This window comes from Herbidospora cretacea, from assembly GCF_001570605.1.
Taxonomy (GTDB): domain Bacteria; phylum Actinomycetota; class Actinomycetes; order Streptosporangiales; family Streptosporangiaceae; genus Herbidospora; species Herbidospora cretacea.
In genome coordinates this window covers 169,466-187,871 of the sequence record NZ_BBXG01000006.1, presented here as the reverse complement: position 1 = coordinate 187,871, position 18,406 = coordinate 169,466, and the positions used below count along the sequence as shown (strand labels likewise).

The window sequence follows — 18,406 nt, the reverse complement described above, 5'->3', positions numbered from 1 at the left end:
AAGGCGACCCATGAGCACGGCTTTCGACATGACCGCCGGTCAGGTGACGATCGACGGCAGGAAGATCCTGCGCGGCGTCGACCTGACCGTCGACGACGGCGAGGTCGTGGCCGTGCTCGGCCCCAACGGCTCCGGCAAGTCGACGCTGGTCCGCGCCCTGCTCGGGGTTCAGCCCCTCTCCGGCGGCACCACTCTCCTGTACGGCCGCCCGCCCGCCCGTTTCCGGGAGTGGTGGCGGATCGGCTACGTCCCCCAGCGGCTGTCGGTCGGCGGCGGGGTTCCGGCGACGGTCCGCGAGGTGGTCGCCTCGGGCCGCATCGCCCGGCAGCGGCGCGGCCGTCTCACCAGCTCGGCCGACCGGCAGGCGGTCGCGGCGGCGCTGAACGAGGTCGGCCTGTCCGACCGCGCGGGCGACCCCGTCTCGTCGCTGTCGGGCGGCCAGCAGCAGCGGGTGCTGATCGCCCGCGCGCTGGCCGGGGAGCCCGACGCGTTCGTCCTCGACGAGCCGACCGCCGGGGTCGACTCCGGCAGCCAGCAGATGCTCGCCGAGACCCTGTCGGCCCTGGTCGAACGGGGGAAGACGGTGGTGCTGGTGGCCCACGAGCTCGGCCCCCTGGAGCCGCTGATCAGCAGGGCGGTCGTGCTCAACCAGGGCTGCAAGGTCCACGACGGCGCCCCGCCGACGGCGGTCGGCACCCACGCGCTCCCGGGCCACGACCACGTCCACCCGCACGAGCCCGAGCCGGCGGAGACCACCCTGCCGGGCTGGGCGCTGGCCCAGGAGAAGGCATGACCATCTTCGATCTCGACTTCATGCGGTACGCCCTGGTGGCCGCCGTCATGGTCGGTCTGACCGCGCCCGCCGTCGGCACCTTCATCGTGCAGCGGCGGCTGGCCCTGCTGGGCGACGGCATCGGCCATGTCGCGCTGACGGGGGTGGCGCTGGGGTTCCTGACCGGCACGGCCCCGGTGGCGACCGCCGTGGTGGTGGCCGCGCTGGGGGCGGTGGCGATCGAGATGGTGCGGGCGCGCGGGAAGACGAGCGGCGACGTCGCGCTTGCCCTGCTGTTCTACGGCGGCCTGGCCGGCGGCGTGATGATCATCTACCTGACGCCGGGCGAGAGCACCGCCTCCCTGAACTCCTACCTGTTCGGCGCGATCACCAGCGTCGACGCCACCGACCTGTGGGTCATCGCGGGCCTCGCGGTGGCCGTCCTGGCGCTGCTGGCCGTCTTCGGCCGGGAGCTGTTCGTGCTCTGCCAGGACGAGGAGGTGGCCAGGGCCAGCGGCCTGCCGGTCAGGTTCCTCGGCCTGCTCATCGCGGTGATCGCCTCGGTCACGGTGGTCGTCGCGATGCGGGCCGTGGGGCTGCTGCTCGTCAGCGCGCTTATGGTTGTGCCGGTGGCCACCTCACAGCAGCTCACCCGGAGCTTCCGGACGACCATGGCCCTGTCGATGGTCTTCGGCGTCCTCGCCACCGTCGGCGGTCTCACGTCGTCGTTCTACCTCGACGTGCCCTCCGGGGCCACGATCGTGCTGCTCGCCCTCGCCGGGTTCGCGGTCGCGCTCGGGATCGGTAGATTCGTGAGGCGGAGCCGTACAGGGGAGTCGACAGCATGAGCAGAAGCCGCGACGCGGTGCACGAGATCCTTCGGCAGAGCGAGGCGTTCCGCAGCGCCCAGGACATCTTCACCGAGATGCGCGCCGACGGCTCGAAGATCGGCCTGACGACGATCTACCGCGCCCTCCAGGCCCTCAACAACGACGGCCGGGTCGACGTCCTCCACACCGACGCGGGCGAGACCGTCTACCGCGCCTGCGCCACCGACAGCCACCACCATCACCTGGTCTGCGTGAAGTGCGGCCGGACCGTCGAGGTCGACGGCCCCGACGTCGAACTGTGGGCCGAGCAGGTCGGGGCGGAACACGGCTTCACCGCCATCACCCACACGGTCGAGGTGTTCGGCACCTGCGCCGCCTGTGCGAAGGGTTAGAGTTCCGGGACAGACCCCAGAGGAGCTGCGATGCCGTTCAGTCACGACATGGTGCACTCGCTGGCCACGGTGGTGGACCTGGTGAACACCCCGCCGGGCGACCTCGAGGAGCTCGGCACGTTAGTGGAACGCCGCCAGGTCAGCGGCATCGAGTTCGTCAACGCCACCGACCTGGCCGAGGTCCAGACCCTCTCGGCGGCCTTCCACGAGGTCTTCACCTCCCCCGACGAGGACGTCGCCGTGACGCGCCTCAACACCCTGCTCGGCCGCACCCGGATCACACCCAGCCTGACCCGGCACGACGGCTTCCCGCTCCACGTCCACTACTTCGCGCCGGGCGCGTCGCTGGCCGAACACCTGGCCGCCGACTGCGGGGTCGCGCTGGCCCACGTGCTCGTCGAGGGCGAGTGGGAGCGCCTGCGGACCTGCTCGGCCCCCGACTGCTCCCACGTCTTCGTCGACGAGTCGCGGAACCGCTCACGCGTCTACTGCGACTCCCGGACCTGCGGCAACCGCATGCACGTCGCGGCCTACCGGGCCCGCCGCCGGGCCTAGCCCCTGCCTCAGACCTGGTTGGGGACGGCGCCGCCGTAGCGGCGGTCGCGGCTGGCGTAGACCTCGCAGGCGTGCCACAGGTCGCGGCGGTCGAAGTCGGGCCACAGGCGGTTGAGGAAGACCATCTCGGCGTAGGCCGACTGCCAGAGCAGGAAGTTGCTGGTGCGCTGTTCGCCCGAGGAGCGGACGAACAGGTCGACGTCGGGGATCTCGGGCTGGTGGAGGTAGCGGGCGAAGGTCTTCTCGTTGACCTTGCCCGGCTTGACCCGGCCCGCCTCGACGTCGGCGGCCAGCTTCAGGGCGGCGTCGACGATCTCGGCCCGGCCGCCGTAGTTGACGCAGAACTGCAGCGTCAGCGTCCTGTTCCCGACGGTCATCGCCTCGGCCTCGGTGAGCTCCTGGATGACCGACTTCCACAGCCGCCCAGGGCGGCCCGACCAGCGGACCCGCACCCCCATGGCGTTGAGCTCGTCGCGGCGGCGGCGGATGACGTCGCGGTTGAAGCCCATCAGGAAACGGACCTCGTCGGGCGACCGCTTCCAGTTCTCGGTCGAGAAGGCGTAGGCCGACAGGTAGGGGATGCCCATCTCGATGGCGCCCTCGATGACGTCGAACAGCGACGCCTCGCCCATCTCGTGGCCCTTGGTGCGCGGCAGGCCGCGCTGCTTGGCCCAGCGGCCGTTGCCGTCCATGACGATCGCCACGTGCTTGGGGACCAGATCCGCGGGCAGGGCGGGCGGGGTGGCCCCGGAAGGGTGGGGCGACGGGGGACGAACCATGGTCCCTGAGCGTATTGGGTCGCGGTCAGCGCTCAGAACGACCTCAGACGACGCCGCCGCGCTCGACGTGCTTCAGCGAGCGGATGCCGTGTTCCAGGTGCCACTGGAGGTAGGCGGCCACCAGGCCGCTGCACTCGACCCGGTTGCGCTGCTCCGACGTGTCGGCGGTCTCCCAGTCGCCGCGCAGCAGCGCGATCATCAGGGCGATCGTCTCGGCGGCCGGGACGGCCGCGCCCGACGGGCGGCAGTTCCCGCACACCACTCCCCCGGACACGATCGCGAAGGCGCGGACCGCCTCGGCGCCGCAGCGGGCGCACTCCGACAGGGCGGGGGCGTAGCCGGCGACCGCCAGGGAGCGCAGGAAGAAGGCGTCGAGGACCAGGCGGGGTTCGTGGGAGCCGTCGACCAGGGTCCGCAGGCCGCCGACCAGGAGGAGGAACTGCCGTAGCGCGGGTTCCTTCTCGTCGACCGTCAGGCGGTCGGCCGTCTCCAGCATGGCGATGCCGGCCGTGTAGCGGGGGTAGTCGGAGACCAGCGGTTCGCCGTAGGGGCGGATGGTCTCGCACTGGGTGACCATGTCGAGCGTCCGTCCGGTGTGGAACTGCACGTCGACGTGGGTGAAGGGCTCCAGGCGGGCGCCGAAGCGGGACTTGGTCTTGCGGACGCCGCGGGCGACCGCCCTGACCTTGCCGGTGCGCCTGGTCAGGATCGTGATGATGCGGTCGGCCTCGCCCAGTTTGTGGGTGCGCAGGACGACGCCCTCGTCACGGTAGAGACTCACGGCGGCCATGCTACTCCGGGTCACATTTGGCCAAATTTCGGTAAGTAACCTGATGGCATTGTCTGTACGTCCGGTAAACCTGGGGTGCGACGGGTTAACCGAAAGGTCACTAAGCTTTGGCCTCTGCGTGGGTTTCCTCCGCCCGTCGCATGAACCAGAGAAAGGGTGCCATGACCCGCGTGGTGCTGCTGGGCTCCGAATCCGGGGCTCCCCCACTGCCGCTCACCGGCCTTTCGGGCTCACCCACGGCCTTCCAGCGGTTGCTCGACCAGGCCGCCCCGTACGACCCCGAGCCCGTGGTGATCGTACGGCCAGGTCAAGCCGCCCTTTACCCCGGGGCCCGTGCGGTCGAGAGTGCCGACCGGGCCGGTGACCTCCGGGCGATCGGTGAGCTGGCCGCCGTGCTGGACGACGATCTGCTGGTCCTGCCGGCCGACTCGCTCATCCACGACGAGCTGATCTACCAGCTGGTGAAGTCCAAGAAGGGCGCCGTCGCGCTGGTCGTCCGCGAGGAGCGGGACCCCGACGCGCCCGAACTGGCCCCCATCGAGGAGGCCGTGCCCGAGATCGGGACCAATGTCCTGGAAGGACGGCCGCAGCGGACCCGGATCAGCAGGACCCGGGTGATCTCCGTGGGCACGGCCTACCACCAGGTGACCCGGCCGAACGCGGCGCTGCTCGGCCCGCTCCACGTCAAGGCTCGGCACGTGCCGACCCTGGCCGAGGCGGCGACCGACCTGGCCGAGCTGGCCTCGCTGAGCGGGCCCGAAGACGGCGTGACCGAACTGCTGACCCTCGGGCTGGTCCGGCGCGGGGTGTCGGTCGGCATCCGGGGCCGCCGGGACCTGTTCTACCGGCAGCTCAACGAGGCCAACGCCCTCGACGCCCAGAACGAGTTCCGCACCTACGACGAGGACCGGGCCCGGCTCGACAACGCCGTGAAGGGCGCCGACGGCTTCTTCACGACCTACTTCGTCAGCACCTACTCGCGCTTCATCGCGCGCTGGGCGGCGCGCCGCGGCCTGACCCCCAACCAGGTCACGCTGATCTCGATCGCGCTGGGGCTGCTGGCCGCCGGGGCGTTCGCGACCGGCGGGCGGCCCGGGTACGTCGCGGGCGGCATCCTCATCTACTTCGCGTTCGTGTTCGACTGCGTCGACGGGCAGGTCGCCCGGTACGCCCGCAAGTTCGGGGTGCTCGGGGCCTGGCTCGACGCGACGTTCGACCGGTTCAAGGAGTACGCCGTCTTCGTCGGCCTGGCCGTCGGGGCGACCGTGGCCGGTCAGGACAGCGACGAGATCTGGACGCTGGCCCTGATCGCGCTGTCGCTGCAGTCGGTCAAGCACCTGCTGGACTTCTCGTTCGGCGCGGCCAACCGCCGCAAGCCGCCGAACCCGCTGCCGACGCTCGACCTGGCGGTGGCCGACGACCGGCAGCTCCGCGACGCCCTGGAGGTGCGCAAGAGCGGCAGCACCACCCCCGTCAAGGCGCTGCTGCGGATGTGGACGAGGGCGGGCCGCTTCAAGTCGGTCTACTGGGCCCGCAAGATGATCGTCTTCCCCATCGGCGAGCGGTTCGCCGCGATCGCCATCGTGACCGCGTTCTTCGATCCCCGGATCACGTTCCTGGTGCTGATCACCTGGGGCGGCATCGCGGCCACGTACACCCTGACCGGACGTCTCCTGAGGTCGATGGCATGATCACGCACCCCCAGCCCGAGCCCGAGGTCGTCGACCCCCACCTGGAGCGGCAGCGCGTGCAGACCGCGCGCCTGGTGGCCTACCGCGACGACGGGCCGCTGGTCGCCCTGCTGAAGCCCCGGCTGGGCAGAGGGCTGCCGCCGGTGCCGATGACGCTGGCGGCGCTGCTGGCGATCATCGCGCTGGCGGTGACCGGGTCGCTGACCGAGGGGCCGATGCTGCTGGTGCCCGCGCTGGTGCTGACCCTGCTGGTGGTGCCGACCTCGGCCCACGACCACCTGGGACGCTTCGACTGGCTGACCCCGCCGCTGCTGCGGGCGGCCGAGTTCCTGACGATCATCCTGGTCGGGCTGGCCGTCGACACCCCCAAGTGGCTGCTGTTCGTGCTGCTCTACATCGTGGGCTACCACACCTACGACACCGTCTACCGGACCCGGCAGAGCATCTGGCCCCCGGCGTGGATCTTCCAGGCCGGTCTGGGCTGGGAGGTGCGGCTGCTCGTGCTCGGCGCCGGCGCGGCCACCGGCACGCTGACCTGGGTGGCGGGCGCGCTGACCCTCTACCTCGTGGTGCTGTTCTCGGTCGAGAGCGTCACGAGCTGGGTGCGGCTCGACAAGCAGTCGGCGCTCGCGGTGGCCAACGCCGAGCAGGACCTCGAGGCGAGCCCCGAGGACGCGGTCGAGGCGGCCACCGGCGACACCGAGCCCACCTAGACCCGGACCAGACCCGGACTAGGCCCTGATCAGAGCCGCGCGCTTCCTGTAGAGGCGCTTCCCCGCCAGGTTCCAGGCGAGCTTGGCGGGGACCGGCAGGTTCCCCATGAAGTGGGCGCGCTCCTCGGGGGTGGCGTCCTCCAGGATCGCGCCGAGCACGACGAGCTGCCGCTGCAGCGAGCCGCCGGACGCCTCCTTCACGCCGCGCTCCCCCAGTTCCTTCCACTCGGCCACCGTGATGTGGGTGGAGACCAGCGGCAGGATGTGCGTCTCCTCCTCGCCGAGGTGCTCCACGAGCGCGTGGTGGTGGTCGGTGAGCAGGTCGGCGAGGCGGTCGCCGACGGCGGGGTCGGCGGTGCGGGCGAAGCCGGGCAGCAGGTCCTCTACGCGGCGCATGGTGTCGGCGATGTACTCGTGCTGGTGCTCCATGCGCTTGACCAGGTCGGCCTCCAGGGTGACCCGGGCCAGCAGTTTGGGCCAGAGCAGGTCGTCCTCGTTGGTGTGGTGGCCGTGCAGGCCGTCGGCGTAGCCCTGGTAGTGCTCGGCGATGAGGGCGGCGCGGGCGGTGTCGCCGGGCCTGATCCGGCGGAACAGCTCGGGCATCATCTTCGACTCGCGCCGGAAGACCCGGTGGATCATGACCATCTCTTGGACGTAGGGGCGTTCGTTCGTCATGTGCTCCAGGGTGGGAGGACCCACTTGGAGATGATTGGTCACGCTCTTGAAGCCCCGCGTACGGGCCCGATCCAACGGGCCACGGCGGCGGCCCACTCGGCGGCCGACAGGTGCTCCTCGATCAGGGCCAGGACGTGTCTCTCCTCGTCGTCGAGGTGCTCGACGAGGGCGGCCCGGTGGTCGGCGAGCAGTCCGGCCAGGTGGTCGCGGACGGCGGGGTCGGCCTCGCGCTCCCATTCGGGCATCGCCGCGCCTATGCGGTCGAGGCCCTCCCGGACGCGTTCGTGCTGGTGCTCCATCCGGATGACCAGGTCGGCCTCCATGTCGACCCTGGCCAGGAGTTTCGGCCAGACGAGGTCGTCCTCGGCGCTGAGGTGGTGGTGCAGGCCCAGGGCGTGGTCGCGGTAGTGGGCGGCCAGGATCCCGGCGCGGACGACGTCCCCGGCGGCGACGGCGGGCACGAGCCCGGCGAGCACCCGCGACTCGCGGCGGAACACCCGGTGGACCACGAGCATGTCGTGGGTGTCGGGCCGATCGGCAGACATGATCTCTTTTCAACCTTTCTGTCGAGGTCAGAGGTTGAATGTCCGCCATATGGCTTGAAGGTCTCTTGGGATGTTCTGGGTGTATACCATTGCTCCGTGGCTGTGCGCGTGCGGGTCCTTGGACCGCTCGAAGCGGACGTCGACGGGCGTTCCGTGCTCCTCGGCGGGCCGAGGCAGCGCGCCGTCCTCGCCCTGCTGGTCGCCGCGCGCGGGGACGTCGTCTCCGTCGACCGCATGATCGAGGATCTCTGGCGCGGGGAGCCCCCGGCCAAGGCGATCGCGTCGCTGCAGTCCTATGTGGCCAACCTGCGCCGCCTCCTCGAACCCGGCCGGCCGCCGCGCGCACCCGCCTCGGTGCTGGTCAGCGCCGCCCCCGGCTACGCCGTCCGGCTGGACGCCGAGGCCGTCGACGCCTGGCGGTTCGAGCGCGCCGCCGGTGAGGCCCGCGACCTGAGCGCGCGGGACCCCGGCGCGGCCCGCACGCTGCTGAGCGACACCCTGGGCAACTGGCGGGGCGCGGCGTTCGCCGAGTTCGCCGACGAGGAGTGGGCCGTCGCCGAGGCCGCCCGGCTGACCGAACTGCGGCTGGCCGCCCAGGAACTGCTGGTCGAGACGACCCTGCGGTCGGCTCCGCCGGCGGACGCCGTGCCGGCCGCCGAGATGCTGACGCGGCGCGAACCCCTCCGCGAGGAGGGGTGGCGGCTGCTGGCGCTGGCCCTGTGGGGCAGCGGGCGGCAGGCCGACGCGCTCGCGGCGCTGCGCCGGGCCCGCACCACCCTGGTCGACGAGCTGGGCCTCGACCCTGGCCCGGCGCTGACCGAGCTCGAAGAGGCGGTGCTGGCCCAGCGGCTCGACCTGCTGCACGCCGCCACCCGCGCGCCCGAACCGGCCGACCCCTCGCCGGTCATGATCGCCGCTCCCCCGGCCGGATCGTGGACCGATCCCGCGGGGCCGCTGTTCGTCGGCCGGGACCTGGAGCTGGCCGAGATCGGCGAGGCCGCCGCCCGCGCCGCCGCCGTCGACGCGGAGGTGGTGCTGATCAGCGGTGAGCCCGGGGCCGGGAAGTCGACCCTGATGGCCCGCATCGCCGACGACCTCGACCCGGCGACCTGGCTGGTCGTGACCGGCCGCTGCCCCGAGACCGAGGGCGCGCCGCCCGCCTGGGCGTGGATCGAGGCGCTCGGCCCGCTGACCGAGATCGCCCCGCTGAGCGAGCACGCCGAGGCGCTGGCCCCGCTGCTCGGCGACGCGCGCCCGGACGCCGACGACTCCGCCACCGGCCGCTTCCGCATGCACCGCGCCGCCTGCGCCTGGCTGCGCTCGCTCACCCGCACGTCGGGGCGGGCGCTGGCGATCCTCCTCGACGACCTCCACCGGGCCGACGCCGAGACGCTGGGCCTGCTGGTCGCGGTGGCAGGGGAGCTGACGAACGCGCGGGTGCTGCTGGTGGCCGCCTTCCGCCCCTCCGACGTGACCGACGCCCAGGAGGACGCGCTGGCCGCGCTGGCCGCCCGCTCCCCCACCCGCCTCCACCTCGACGGCCTGTCCGAAGGCGACGTCGAGCGCCTGGTGACGTCGGTCTGTGGACGCGAGGTCGAGGCCGGGACGGTCGCCTGGATCGCGGAGCGCACCGGCGGCAACCCCTTCTACGTACGGGAGAGCGCCCGCCTGCTGGCCTCCGAGGGCAGCCTGGCGGGCGTGGCCAGGAGCGTGCCCGAAGGGGTGCGCGACGTCCTGCGGCGGCGGCTGGCCCGGCTGCCCGCCCCCGCCGTCACCGTGCTCCGGCTCGCCGCGGCCGTCGGCCGGGAGGCCGAGGTCGAGGTCCTGGTGGGCGCGGCCGACGCCGACGAGGACGGCGTGCTCGACGCCCTGGAGGCGGGCGTGCTGACCGGCCTGCTCACCGAGCCGTCGCCGGGCCGGGTGCGGTTCACCCACGCGCTGGTCCGCGACACCCTCTACCACGACCTGTCGCAGGTGCGGCTGACCCGCATGCACGCCCGCGTCGCCGACTCCCTGGCCGCCCTGCACCCCGACGACCACACCGCGCTGGCCCACCACTACGCTAGCGCGGGCACCTCGGCGACCGCCGAACGCGCCGTCGCGCACTCGGTCAAGGCCGCCGAGCTGGCCACCCGCCGCTACGCCTACGACACCGCCACCGAACTGTACGAACAGGCGCTGGTGGCGTTCGAGCGCGTGCCCGTCCAGGCGACGGCCGACCGGGACGCCGCGAAGGTCGAGTTGCTGGCCGCGCTGGTCCGCGCCCAGGTGCAGGACGGCGCGGTCGCGCACGCGCGGGCCACCCGCCAGAAGGCGGTGGACGTCGCCCAGGCGGCCGGCCGCGACGACCTGCTGATCGCCGCGTTCTCGTGCTGGACCGAGGCCACCCCGTGGCTCATCCGCCCCTACTCCTACGTGGACGAACGCACCGTCGGCCTGATCACCCGTTTGCTGAGGCGGGACGACCTCGACCCGGTCGTGCGCTGCCGCCTGCTGGAGATGGTCGTCTCGGAGCTGGAGAACGAGGGCGACCCGCGCAGCGCCGCGGCCGCCGACGAGCTGGAGGCGCTGGCCGCCACGCTCGACGACCCGGCGATGACCGCGCTGGCCCTCACGGTCCGGATCAAGGAGACCCCGTTCGAGCTGGCCCCCCGGCAGGTGCTGGATCTGTCGGTGCGCCTGGCCGACCTGGCCTACCGCCACGACCACCTGCTGGCCTACCGCTGGTACGGCGAGTTCGTCGCCACCCGGGCCTGCTGGATGCTGGGCGATGTGCCCGGCATGCACCGGCATCTCAAGGCGGCACACGACCTGGCGACGGCGTACCAGATGATCGAGGCCCGCGAGGTCACCAACGTGGCCTATGCCACGCTCCGCCACGTGGCCGGCGACTTCGACGGCGCGGAGGCGGCCTACGGCGCGGCGTTCGGTCTGCTGCTCCGCAAGGGCTCGCTCAACGCCGAAGGCGCCCACGCGCTGGCGGTCTTCGCGATCCGGGTCAGCCAGGACCGCCACGGCGAGTACGCCGACATCGCCTACGCCCTGCACGAGGAGCACGGCGCGATCGTCAGCGACCTGCTCGCGGTGGCGCTCAGCCGGGAGGGCCGTCTCAAGGAGGCGGCCGAGATCCGCACCCGGCTGGCCCCCATCCGCAAGGACTTCTACTACTCCCTCTACCTGGGCCTGCGCGCCCTGGCGGCGGCCGCGGTGGGCACGCCGGAGGAGGTGCGGCGGATCCGCGCGGAGCTCCTGCCGCTGCGCGACAGCCTGCCCGGCGCGGCCTCGCTGTCGGTCTCGCTGCGCCCGGTCGCGCACCTGCTCGGCGACCTGGCCGTGCGGCTCGGCGACCTCGACGAGGCGGCGGCCTGCTACCGGCACGCCGCCGAGGTGGCCCGCCGTCGCGGCGCCCCCGTCTGGGCCGCCGACGCGGAGAAGGCCCTGGCCGCCCTCCCCCCGGGCTGACCCGACTCGGCTCCAAGCCCGCCCCAAGAGGTGACCAAGCGGCCCGGCCGACCCTGGATCAGCACAAACGCGGATCCAGGAGAGGACGCCCCCCATGTCTCGCTTGCTCGGCCGCCTCGGTGGCGCGGCCGCCGCCCACCCGTGGCGCACACTCGCCGCCTGGCTGGTCGCCCTGGTCGCGGCGACCGGCCTGTCCCTGGCGGCGGGCGGCACCCCCCACGACGACTACGACGTGCCGGGCATCCCCTCCCAGGCGGGCAAGGACTTCCTGGCCGAGCACCTCCCCGACCTGGCTGGGGCCGGGGCGCGGGTGGTCGTGCACGGCGAGCGGCCGGTGCCGCCGGACCTGCTGGCCACCCTGGACGAGCGGCTCGCCGCGATGCCGCACGTCTCCCATGTCGCCCCGGCGCGCGTCTCGGCCGACGGCGACACCGCGCTGATCGAGGTCGGCTACCGCGTCCCGGTCACCGACTTCTCCGGCTCCGAGGGCGTGGACGCCCTCACCGAGGCCACCGCCCCCGCCAGGGCGGCGGGCCTCACCGTCGCGTTCGGCGGCGAGATGCCGGAGAACGTCTCCGCGCCGAGCGGCGTCGCCGAGGCGGCCGGCATCGTGGCCGCCCTGGTCATCCTGCTGGCCGGGCTGGGCTCGCTGGTCGCCGCCGGGCTGCCGCTGCTGGTCGCGATGACGGGCCTGGGCGTCGGCACCGCGATCGTCACCCTGCTGGCCGGGGTGATCGAGATCTCCACGATCGCGCCGACGATCGCCACGATGGTCGGCCTCGGGGTCGGCATCGACTACGCGCTGTTCCTGGTCAGCCGGCACGTCGAGGCCCTGCGGGCGGGCCTGCCGCCCCGGGAGGCGGCGGCCCACGCGACCGCGACCGCCGGGACGTCGGTGCTGATGGCGGGCCTGACCGTGCTGGTCTCGCTGTTCGGGCTGCACCTGTCCACGCTGCCGGTCTACGCCTCGTTCGCGTACGCCACCTTCGCCACCGTCGGCGCGGTCATGATCGCCTCGGTCACGCTGGTCCCGGCGATGCTGGGCCTGGCGGGCCGGCGGGTGCTGCCCCGCAGGGAGCGCCTCGGCCTCACCCGGCCGGCGCGAAGGACCTCGCGCACCGCCCGGTGGGCGGAGTGGGTGGGCCGCCGGCCGAAGCGGTCGGCGCTGGTCGCGGTGGTCGTGCTGCTGGCGCTGGCCGCGCCGATGCTGGGCATGCGCACCTGGCCGCAGGACGCCGGCACCCAGCCGGAGAGCAAGACCACCCGCGTCGCCTACGACCTGGTCGCCGAGGAGTTCGGCCCGGGGGCCAACGGCCCGGTCGTGCTGGCGATGCGGGCGGAGCTGGCCGGGCGGGTGACGGCCGCCCTCGGCGGGCAGCCCGGGATCAGGGCGGTGTCCCCGCCGGTCACGCGGGGCGAGGCCACCGTGATCACCGTCGAGCCCGCGACGGGGCCGCAGGACGAACGGACCACCGAGCTGGTCCGTCGCCTGCGCGCCACCCTGCCCGACGGCGTGATGGTCACCGGGGTGGTGGCGGTGTTCGGGGACATCTCCGACCGGCTGGCCGAGCGGCTCTGGGTGGTGGTCGCCTTCGTGGTGGTGCTGTCGCTGCTCCTGCTGACCGTGATGTTCCGGGCCCCCGTCGTCGCCCTCAAGGCCGCGGTGATGAACCTGCTGTCGGTCGCGGCGGCGTACGGCGTGATCACGGTGGTGTTCCAGACCGACGCCGGGGCGGCCCTGGTCGGGCTGCCGCACGGCGCCTCGGTGTCGACGTGGGTGCCGGTCCTGATGTTCGCCGTGCTGTTCGGCCTGTCGATGGACTACGAGGTGTTCCTGCTGTCCCGGATCCGGGAGGACTTCCTGGCCACCGGCGACGCCAGGGGCAGCGTGATCCGTGGCCTGACCTCGACCGGGCGGGTCATCTCCAGCGCCGCCGCGATCATGGTGGCGGTGTTCGTCGGCTTCGCGCTCGACCCCGACGTGACGGTGAAGACGACCGGGGTGGGCATGGCGGCGGCGGTGCTGATCGACGCGACGCTGGTGCGGCTGGTGCTGGTGCCCGCCACGATGGCGCTGCTCGGCCGGGCCAACTGGTGGATCCCCCGATGGCTCGGCCGGGTGCTGCCCGACGTCCGGCACCACGACGCGCTGCCCACTAAGTCGGTTCACAAGGAATCCGCACTAATCCAGAAATAAGTACATATGCACGTGCAGAAGCGGCTCTTGGTGATTTCCCATGAATGATGCACTGTTTGCCAAGAGCCGCTGATGCGACAATGATGCACGTTCAGGAAATACGCCTACTCGTGCTGACCCGTGTGGAGATTGTCGTGACCGCTGACCCGGACCCCACCGCCGGTGTGCTGTCGTACTCCCGTGGTGGCCCCACGGTCCTGCGCATCCTGCTGGGTGCCCAGCTCCGGCGGCTGCGCCGGGCCAAGGGCATCTCCCCCGAGGACGCCGGACACGTCATCCGCGCCTCCCACGCGAAGATCAGCCGGCTGGAGCTCGGCCGGGTCAGCTTCAAGGAGCGCGACGTCGCCGACCTGCTGACCCTCTACGGCGTCACCAACTCCGCCGACCGCGACGCGATGATCTCCCTCGCCCGCCAGGCCAACTCGCCCGGCTGGTGGCACAAGTACAGCGACCTGCTCCCCTCCTGGTTCGAGATGTACGTCGGCCTGGAAGAGGCCGCGTCGGTGATCCGCGCCTACGAGGTCCAGTTCGTCCACGGCCTGCTCCAGACCCCCGACTACGCCCGCGCCGTCATCCTGCTGGCCAACGGCGGTGCGCCCGAGGAGGAGATCGAGCGCCGGGTCGCCCTCCGGATGACCCGGCAGGCCCGCCTGCGGGGCCCCGACGCGGTGAAGCTGTGGACCGTCATCGACGAGGCCGCGCTGCGCCGACCGCTCGGCGGCCGCGCCGTCATGCGGGCCCAGATCGACCACCTGCTGGAGATGGCCGACCACCCGAACATCACGCTCCAGATCGTCCCGTTCGACCGGGGCGGCCACGCGGCGGCCGGCGGGCCGTTCACGATCCTGCGCTTCGACGAGCGCGAACTGCCTGACGTGGTCTACCTCGAACAGCTCACCAGCGCCCTCTACCTGGAGAAACTCGACGAGGTCGACCGCTACATGCAGGTCATGAACAGCCTGTGCGTGGAGGCCCACCAGGCCCGGCAGACACACGATCTGTTGACAGAGATTCGCGCCTCTCTGTAATTGCCGATGCACGTGCAGATGACCTACTAGGGTGGCCCTCTCACCACTTGAGAGGGGCACGATGGGCTACGTCCCGAATTCCGGTCAGCTGCGACATGCGGTCTGGGTGAAGAGCAGTCACAGCAACCCGAACGGCAGCTGCGTGGAGTTCGCCCGCCTCCCCGACGGGACCACGGCGGTGCGCAACTCCCGTGATCCGCAGGGACCGGCGCTGGTCTTCGGGGCCGAGGCGGTCACGGCGATGCTGACCGAGATCAAGTCGGGCCGCTTCGACCACCTGCTCGGTTAGGCGTTCTCCCGGTTGAACACCCGCGTCGCCAGGGGGAGCGCGACCGCGAGGAACAGCCCGACGCTCAGCACCGCCCACCCGATCCCGTGTGACGACCCGGCGAACAGCGCCCGGAGCGCGTCGACGACGTGCCGGAACGGGGTGGCCAGGGAGACGGCGTCGAGCCAGGCCGGGGCGCCCTCCATCGGGAGCAGCGCCCCGGAGAGCAGCAGCAGCGGGACCACCGCCGTGCCCATGACCGGCGCGAACAGCCCGTCGCCGAGGGTCAGCGCCGCCGCGTAGGACAGCGCCGCCAGCCCGAGCGCCATGGTCACCACCAGCGCGAGCCCCGCCACCACGCCCGGGACCGACGCCCGCAGCCCGAAGGCGAGGGCCAGCCCGAGCAGGGCGGCCGCCTGGACCAGCAGCAGGACGGCGTCCTTGAGCACCCTTCCCACCAGCAGGGAGAACCGGCCGGCCGGCGTCACCCGGAGCCGTTCCAGGACCCCGAACCGGTGGTCGAACACGATGTTGAAGCCGGTGAGCCCACACGTCAGCAGCGCGAGCTGCATCAGCAGACCGGGGACGAGCACGTCCCAGTCACCGACCCCCGAACCGGTGAACACCGGCCCGAAGAAGACCAGATAGAGCGCGGGCTGAACCACACCGAAAACGATGACGAACTTGTGCCGGAACGTTTCGCGGAGATAATGCGCCGCCACAACAAACGCAGTCATCCGATGACCTCCCGCGAGTCAGCCGAAATTCCCGGGCGTTTCCGTCGATACGGACGTCCGGCAATATCCGGACACCTACTTCCGCACATCACCGGCCGCCATTTCACGCCGCCGCCTCCGCCATCGGACGGCCGGTGACCGTCAGGAACACCTCGTCGAGGGTGGCGGCCGCGTGGTCGCGCTTCAGGTCGGCGGGTGACCCCGAGGCCACGATGCGCCCGCCGTCGATGATCAGCACCCGGTCGCACAGCGCGTCGGCCTCGTCGAGGTAGTGGGTGCTGAGGAAGATCGTGGTCCTCAGGCCGCGGATGTGGTCCCAGAGTTCGGCCCGCGCCCGGGGGTCGAGACCGTTGGTGGGCTCGTCGAGGAAGAGCAGCCTGGGGGCGTGCACCAGCCCCAGCGCCAGGTCGGCCCTCCTGGCCTGCCCGCCCGACAGCGACGCGGGGGAACGCCGCTCGAACCCGGCCAGGCCGACCCGTTCCAGCACCTCCCCCACCAGCCGCCGGGCCTCCCGGGCCGAATGGCCGTGGAGACGCGCCTGCAGCAGCAGTTCGGCTCCGATCAGGGACGGCGGCGTGAACATGCCGCCCTGGGCGACGTACCCGATCGACCCGCGGACCCCCGAGGGGTCGGCGACCAGGTCGTGGCCCGCCACGGTGGCGGTGCCGGAGGTCGGGCGCAGCAGCGTCGTCAGCATGCGCAGCGTGGTGGTCTTGCCGGCCCCATTGGGCCCGAGGAACCCGACGATCTCCCCTTCGTGCACGTCCAGGTCGACGCCCCGCACGGCGGGCACGCCCTTGAAGGTCCTGGTCAGCGCTTTCGCGTGAATCATGTTTTTAGAGAAACCACAAATTTGGTGTCACTACAAGTTTGGTAGAATCACAACCATGGAGACGCTGCGCGAGCGCAAGAAGCGGGAGACGAGGCTCCGGATCTCCGACATCGCCACGGGCCTGTTCCTGCACCACGGCTTCGACAACGTCACCGTCGCCGAGGTAGCCAGGGTCGCCGACGTGTCGGTCAACACGGTCTTCAACTACTTCAAGACCAAAGAGGACCTCTGCCTCGACCGCTTCGACGAGGCCGAGCAGCGCCTCGCCGTCGTGGTGCGCAACCGGGAGCCGGGCGAGTCGGCCGTCGAGGCGATCCGCCGCGACCTGCTCGACGCCATCGACACCCGCGACTGGCGGTACGGCACCTCCGAGGGCAGCGAGCTCGTCGCGAAGATGATCAACGACTCGCCGTCGCTGGTCTCGCGCACCCGCGAGCTGCACGAGCGGCGGGAACAGGTCCTCGCCGAGGCCCTCGCCGACGAGGCCGGCACCGACCCCGGCGACATCACGCCCAAGGTCATCGCCGCCGTCACCTGCGCGGTGGTCCGCGTCACGGCCTCGTCCTACTTCCAGCGCCGCACGGCCGGCGAGACCCCCGACGCGATCCTGCCCGACCTCAGGAGAGAGGTGGTCAGGGCCTTCGACCTCCTCGAACGCGCCGCTCCCGACTTCGCGCGGGCGCGTCCCGCCCGCTGATCGGCCGTCCGCAGGCGGTATACAGATGCTCGTGAAGTTGGACGAGCTAGACCGGGCGATCATCGGGGCCCTCGTGGACGACGCCCGGGCGACCTATGCGGAGATCGGCGGGCAGGTCGGCCTGTCCGCCCCTGCGGTGAAACGGCGGGTCGACCGCCTGGTCCAGCAGGGGGCCATCACCGGGTTCACCGCCCGCGTCGAACCGTCCGCCCTCGGCTGGACCACCGAGGCCTACGTCGAGCTGTTCTGCCGGGGCAAGACCTCCCCCGCCGAGATCGGCCTGGCCGTCTCCCGCCACCCCGAAGTGGTCAGCGCCTGCACGGTGACCGGCGAGGCCGACGCGCTGCTGCACATCCGGGCCACCGACGTCCGCCACGTCGAGCAGGTCATCGAGCGGATCGCCGCCGAGCCGTTCGTGACGAGGACCAAAAGCGCGATCGTGCTCACCCGGCTGATCACCTGAGCAACAAATCACCGCCAACCGGCCCAAAGACGCAAGAGACCGCGTTAGGGACGCAATGTCGCCGCATTGGAGCACCGGCCGCCGGTTCCTAGTCTGAGAGCACTGCCCCAGCTCACCGCCGGAGACGTGCGTGAACACACCCGCTTACGAGACGACGACCACCACCCGCGAGCGGGTGGCCACGCCGCGTCATTTCCTTATGTGCCGCCCGGAATTCTTCGACGTGACGTACAAGATCAATCCTTGGATGGACCCGGTCGCGGGCGCGAGCGCCGGCAAGGCGGTCCAGCAGTGGGACGCCCTGAAGGCCGCCTACGAGTCGCTGGGCCACCGGGTGAGTGTGATCGACCCGATCGACGGGCTGCCCGACATGGTGTTCGCCGCCAACGGCGCTCTCGTGGTCGACGCCCACGTCTACGGCGCGAAGTTCGCGCACGCCGAGCGGGCCGACGAGGGCCCGGCGTACGCCAAGTGGTTCGCCGAGCTCGGCCTGCCGGTCAAGGAGGCCAACTTCACCAACGAGGGCGAGGGCGACTTCCTCACGCTCGACGAGGTGATCCTGGCCGGCACCGGCTTCCGGACCGACGTGGCCGCCCACATGGAGGCCCAGGAGTTCCTCGGCCGCCCGGTGATCACGCTGCGGCTGGTCGACCCGCGGTTCTACCACCTCGACACCGCGCTGTTCGCCCTCGACGGTCACAACGTCGCCTACTACCCGGGCGCCTTCTCCGAAGGCAGCCTGCGGGTGCTGCGGCGGATGTTCCCCGACGCCGTCATCGCCACGGAGGAGGACGCGCTCGTGCTGGGGCTGAACGCCGTCTCCGACGGCAAGAATGTGATCGTCAACGCCGAGGCCACCGGGCTCCGCGCCGAGCTGGAGCGCGCCGGTTACTCGGTCATCCCGGTCGACCTGTCGGAACTGCGCAAGGCCGGCGGCGGCCCCAAGTGCTGCACCCTGGAGATCCGCCTTTGAACACGCG

At 71.9% G+C, this 18,406-nt stretch carries 19 protein-coding genes; 13 read left to right on the top strand and 6 right to left on the bottom strand.

What is annotated here, in order from left to right:
* Positions 1-10: 10 nt before the first annotated feature.
* The 4 genes from AW270_RS13595 to AW270_RS13580 are packed head-to-tail and all read left to right on the top strand — an operon-like array spanning position 11 to position 2,549.
* Entirely contained in the window at positions 11-793 is a 783-nt protein-coding gene (locus tag AW270_RS13595) for a metal ABC transporter ATP-binding protein (protein ID WP_061294559.1), read from the top strand.
* Positions 790-1,620, top strand: coding sequence for a metal ABC transporter permease (locus AW270_RS13590; protein ID WP_061294557.1), 831 nt, complete (start codon positions 790-792; stop codon positions 1,618-1,620). The genes AW270_RS13595 and AW270_RS13590 overlap by 4 nt, the downstream gene beginning before the upstream one ends.
* Entirely contained in the window at positions 1,617-1,994 is a 378-nt protein-coding gene (locus AW270_RS13585; protein ID WP_061294555.1) for a Fur family transcriptional regulator, read from the top strand. Before AW270_RS13590 ends, AW270_RS13585 begins: the two co-directional genes overlap by 4 nt.
* 30 nt (positions 1,995-2,024) lie before the next feature.
* The gene (locus AW270_RS13580; RefSeq protein WP_061294553.1) at positions 2,025-2,549 is read left to right on the top strand and encodes a CGNR zinc finger domain-containing protein; all 525 of its coding nucleotides are present in this window, start codon (positions 2,025-2,027) and stop codon (positions 2,547-2,549) included.
* Positions 2,550-2,557: 8 nt separating this feature from the next.
* Here the strand turns inward: AW270_RS13580 and AW270_RS13575 are convergent, their stop codons facing one another.
* Both AW270_RS13575 and recO read right to left on the bottom strand, forming a co-directional pair.
* A complete protein-coding gene (locus tag AW270_RS13575) occupies positions 2,558-3,328 on the bottom strand; it encodes an isoprenyl transferase (RefSeq protein ID WP_061294551.1) in 771 nt (256 codons plus the stop codon).
* 43 nt (positions 3,329-3,371) lie between these two features.
* Positions 3,372-4,109, bottom strand: coding sequence for a DNA repair protein RecO (recO, locus tag AW270_RS13570; protein ID WP_061294831.1), 738 nt, complete (start codon positions 4,107-4,109; stop codon positions 3,372-3,374).
* Between the two features lie 170 nt (positions 4,110-4,279).
* On the opposite strand from recO, the gene AW270_RS13565 reads away from it, so the two are divergent.
* Both AW270_RS13565 and AW270_RS41775 read left to right on the top strand, forming a co-directional pair.
* A complete protein-coding gene (locus AW270_RS13565; protein WP_061294549.1) occupies positions 4,280-5,809 on the top strand; it encodes a CDP-alcohol phosphatidyltransferase family protein in 1,530 nt (509 codons plus the stop codon).
* Positions 5,806-6,522, top strand: a complete 717-nt coding sequence (locus tag AW270_RS41775; RefSeq protein WP_061294547.1) for a DUF5941 domain-containing protein — start codon at positions 5,806-5,808, stop codon at positions 6,520-6,522. Before AW270_RS13565 ends, AW270_RS41775 begins: the two co-directional genes overlap by 4 nt.
* An 18-nt stretch (positions 6,523-6,540) precedes the next feature.
* On the opposite strand, the gene AW270_RS13555 is transcribed toward AW270_RS41775, so the two are convergent.
* On the bottom strand, positions 6,541-7,197 hold the full coding sequence (locus tag AW270_RS13555; RefSeq protein ID WP_061294545.1) for a hemerythrin domain-containing protein: 657 nt from the start codon (positions 7,195-7,197) through the stop codon (positions 6,541-6,543).
* 38 nt (positions 7,198-7,235) lie between these two features.
* On the bottom strand, positions 7,236-7,742 hold the full coding sequence (locus AW270_RS13550) for a hemerythrin domain-containing protein (RefSeq protein ID WP_061294543.1): 507 nt from the start codon (positions 7,740-7,742) through the stop codon (positions 7,236-7,238).
* A gap of 96 nt (positions 7,743-7,838) precedes the next feature.
* Here AW270_RS13550 and AW270_RS13545 point away from each other — a divergent pair, with 96 nt between their 5' ends.
* The 4 genes from AW270_RS13545 to AW270_RS13530 all read left to right on the top strand — a co-directional run bounded on the left by AW270_RS13545 (position 7,839) and on the right by AW270_RS13530 (position 14,718).
* Positions 7,839-11,204: an ATP-binding protein gene (locus AW270_RS13545; RefSeq protein WP_218009210.1), complete on the top strand. Its 3,366-nt coding sequence runs from the start codon at positions 7,839-7,841 to the stop codon at positions 11,202-11,204.
* Positions 11,205-11,298: 94 nt separating this feature from the next.
* Complete coding sequence (locus AW270_RS13540) at positions 11,299-13,401, top strand: MMPL family transporter (protein ID WP_082801528.1); 2,103 nt, start codon at positions 11,299-11,301, stop codon at positions 13,399-13,401.
* Positions 13,402-13,535: 134 nt separating this feature from the next.
* On the top strand, positions 13,536-14,429 hold the full coding sequence (locus AW270_RS13535; protein ID WP_245674700.1) for a Sco1979 family transcriptional regulator: 894 nt from the start codon (positions 13,536-13,538) through the stop codon (positions 14,427-14,429).
* A gap of 106 nt (positions 14,430-14,535) precedes the next feature.
* Complete coding sequence (locus AW270_RS13530) at positions 14,536-14,718, top strand: DUF397 domain-containing protein (protein ID WP_439649054.1); 183 nt, start codon at positions 14,536-14,538, stop codon at positions 14,716-14,718.
* Here AW270_RS13530 and AW270_RS13525 read toward each other — a convergent pair.
* Together AW270_RS13525 and AW270_RS13520 are read right to left on the bottom strand one after the other, a co-directional pair.
* On the bottom strand, positions 14,715-15,434 hold the full coding sequence (locus AW270_RS13525; protein WP_061294535.1) for an ABC transporter permease: 720 nt from the start codon (positions 15,432-15,434) through the stop codon (positions 14,715-14,717). The genes AW270_RS13530 and AW270_RS13525 overlap by 4 nt on opposite strands.
* Positions 15,435-15,537: 103 nt before the next feature.
* Positions 15,538-16,266 (bottom strand): ABC transporter ATP-binding protein, encoded by a 729-nt coding sequence (locus tag AW270_RS13520; RefSeq protein WP_061294533.1) that lies wholly within the window; start codon positions 16,264-16,266, stop codon positions 15,538-15,540.
* Between the two features lie 55 nt (positions 16,267-16,321).
* On the opposite strand from AW270_RS13520, the gene AW270_RS13515 reads away from it, so the two are divergent.
* The 3 genes from AW270_RS13515 to ddaH all read left to right on the top strand — a co-directional run bounded on the left by AW270_RS13515 (position 16,322) and on the right by ddaH (position 18,399).
* On the top strand, positions 16,322-16,963 hold the full coding sequence (locus AW270_RS13515; protein WP_245674698.1) for a TetR/AcrR family transcriptional regulator: 642 nt from the start codon (positions 16,322-16,324) through the stop codon (positions 16,961-16,963).
* Between the two features lie 31 nt (positions 16,964-16,994).
* Positions 16,995-17,426, top strand: a complete 432-nt coding sequence (locus tag AW270_RS13510; RefSeq protein WP_034382928.1) for an Lrp/AsnC family transcriptional regulator — start codon at positions 16,995-16,997, stop codon at positions 17,424-17,426.
* A 199-nt stretch (positions 17,427-17,625) separates the two neighbouring features.
* The gene (gene ddaH, locus AW270_RS13505) at positions 17,626-18,399 is read left to right on the top strand and encodes a dimethylargininase (protein WP_061294829.1); all 774 of its coding nucleotides are present in this window, start codon (positions 17,626-17,628) and stop codon (positions 18,397-18,399) included.
* The last annotated feature ends 7 nt before the right edge of the window (positions 18,400-18,406 follow it).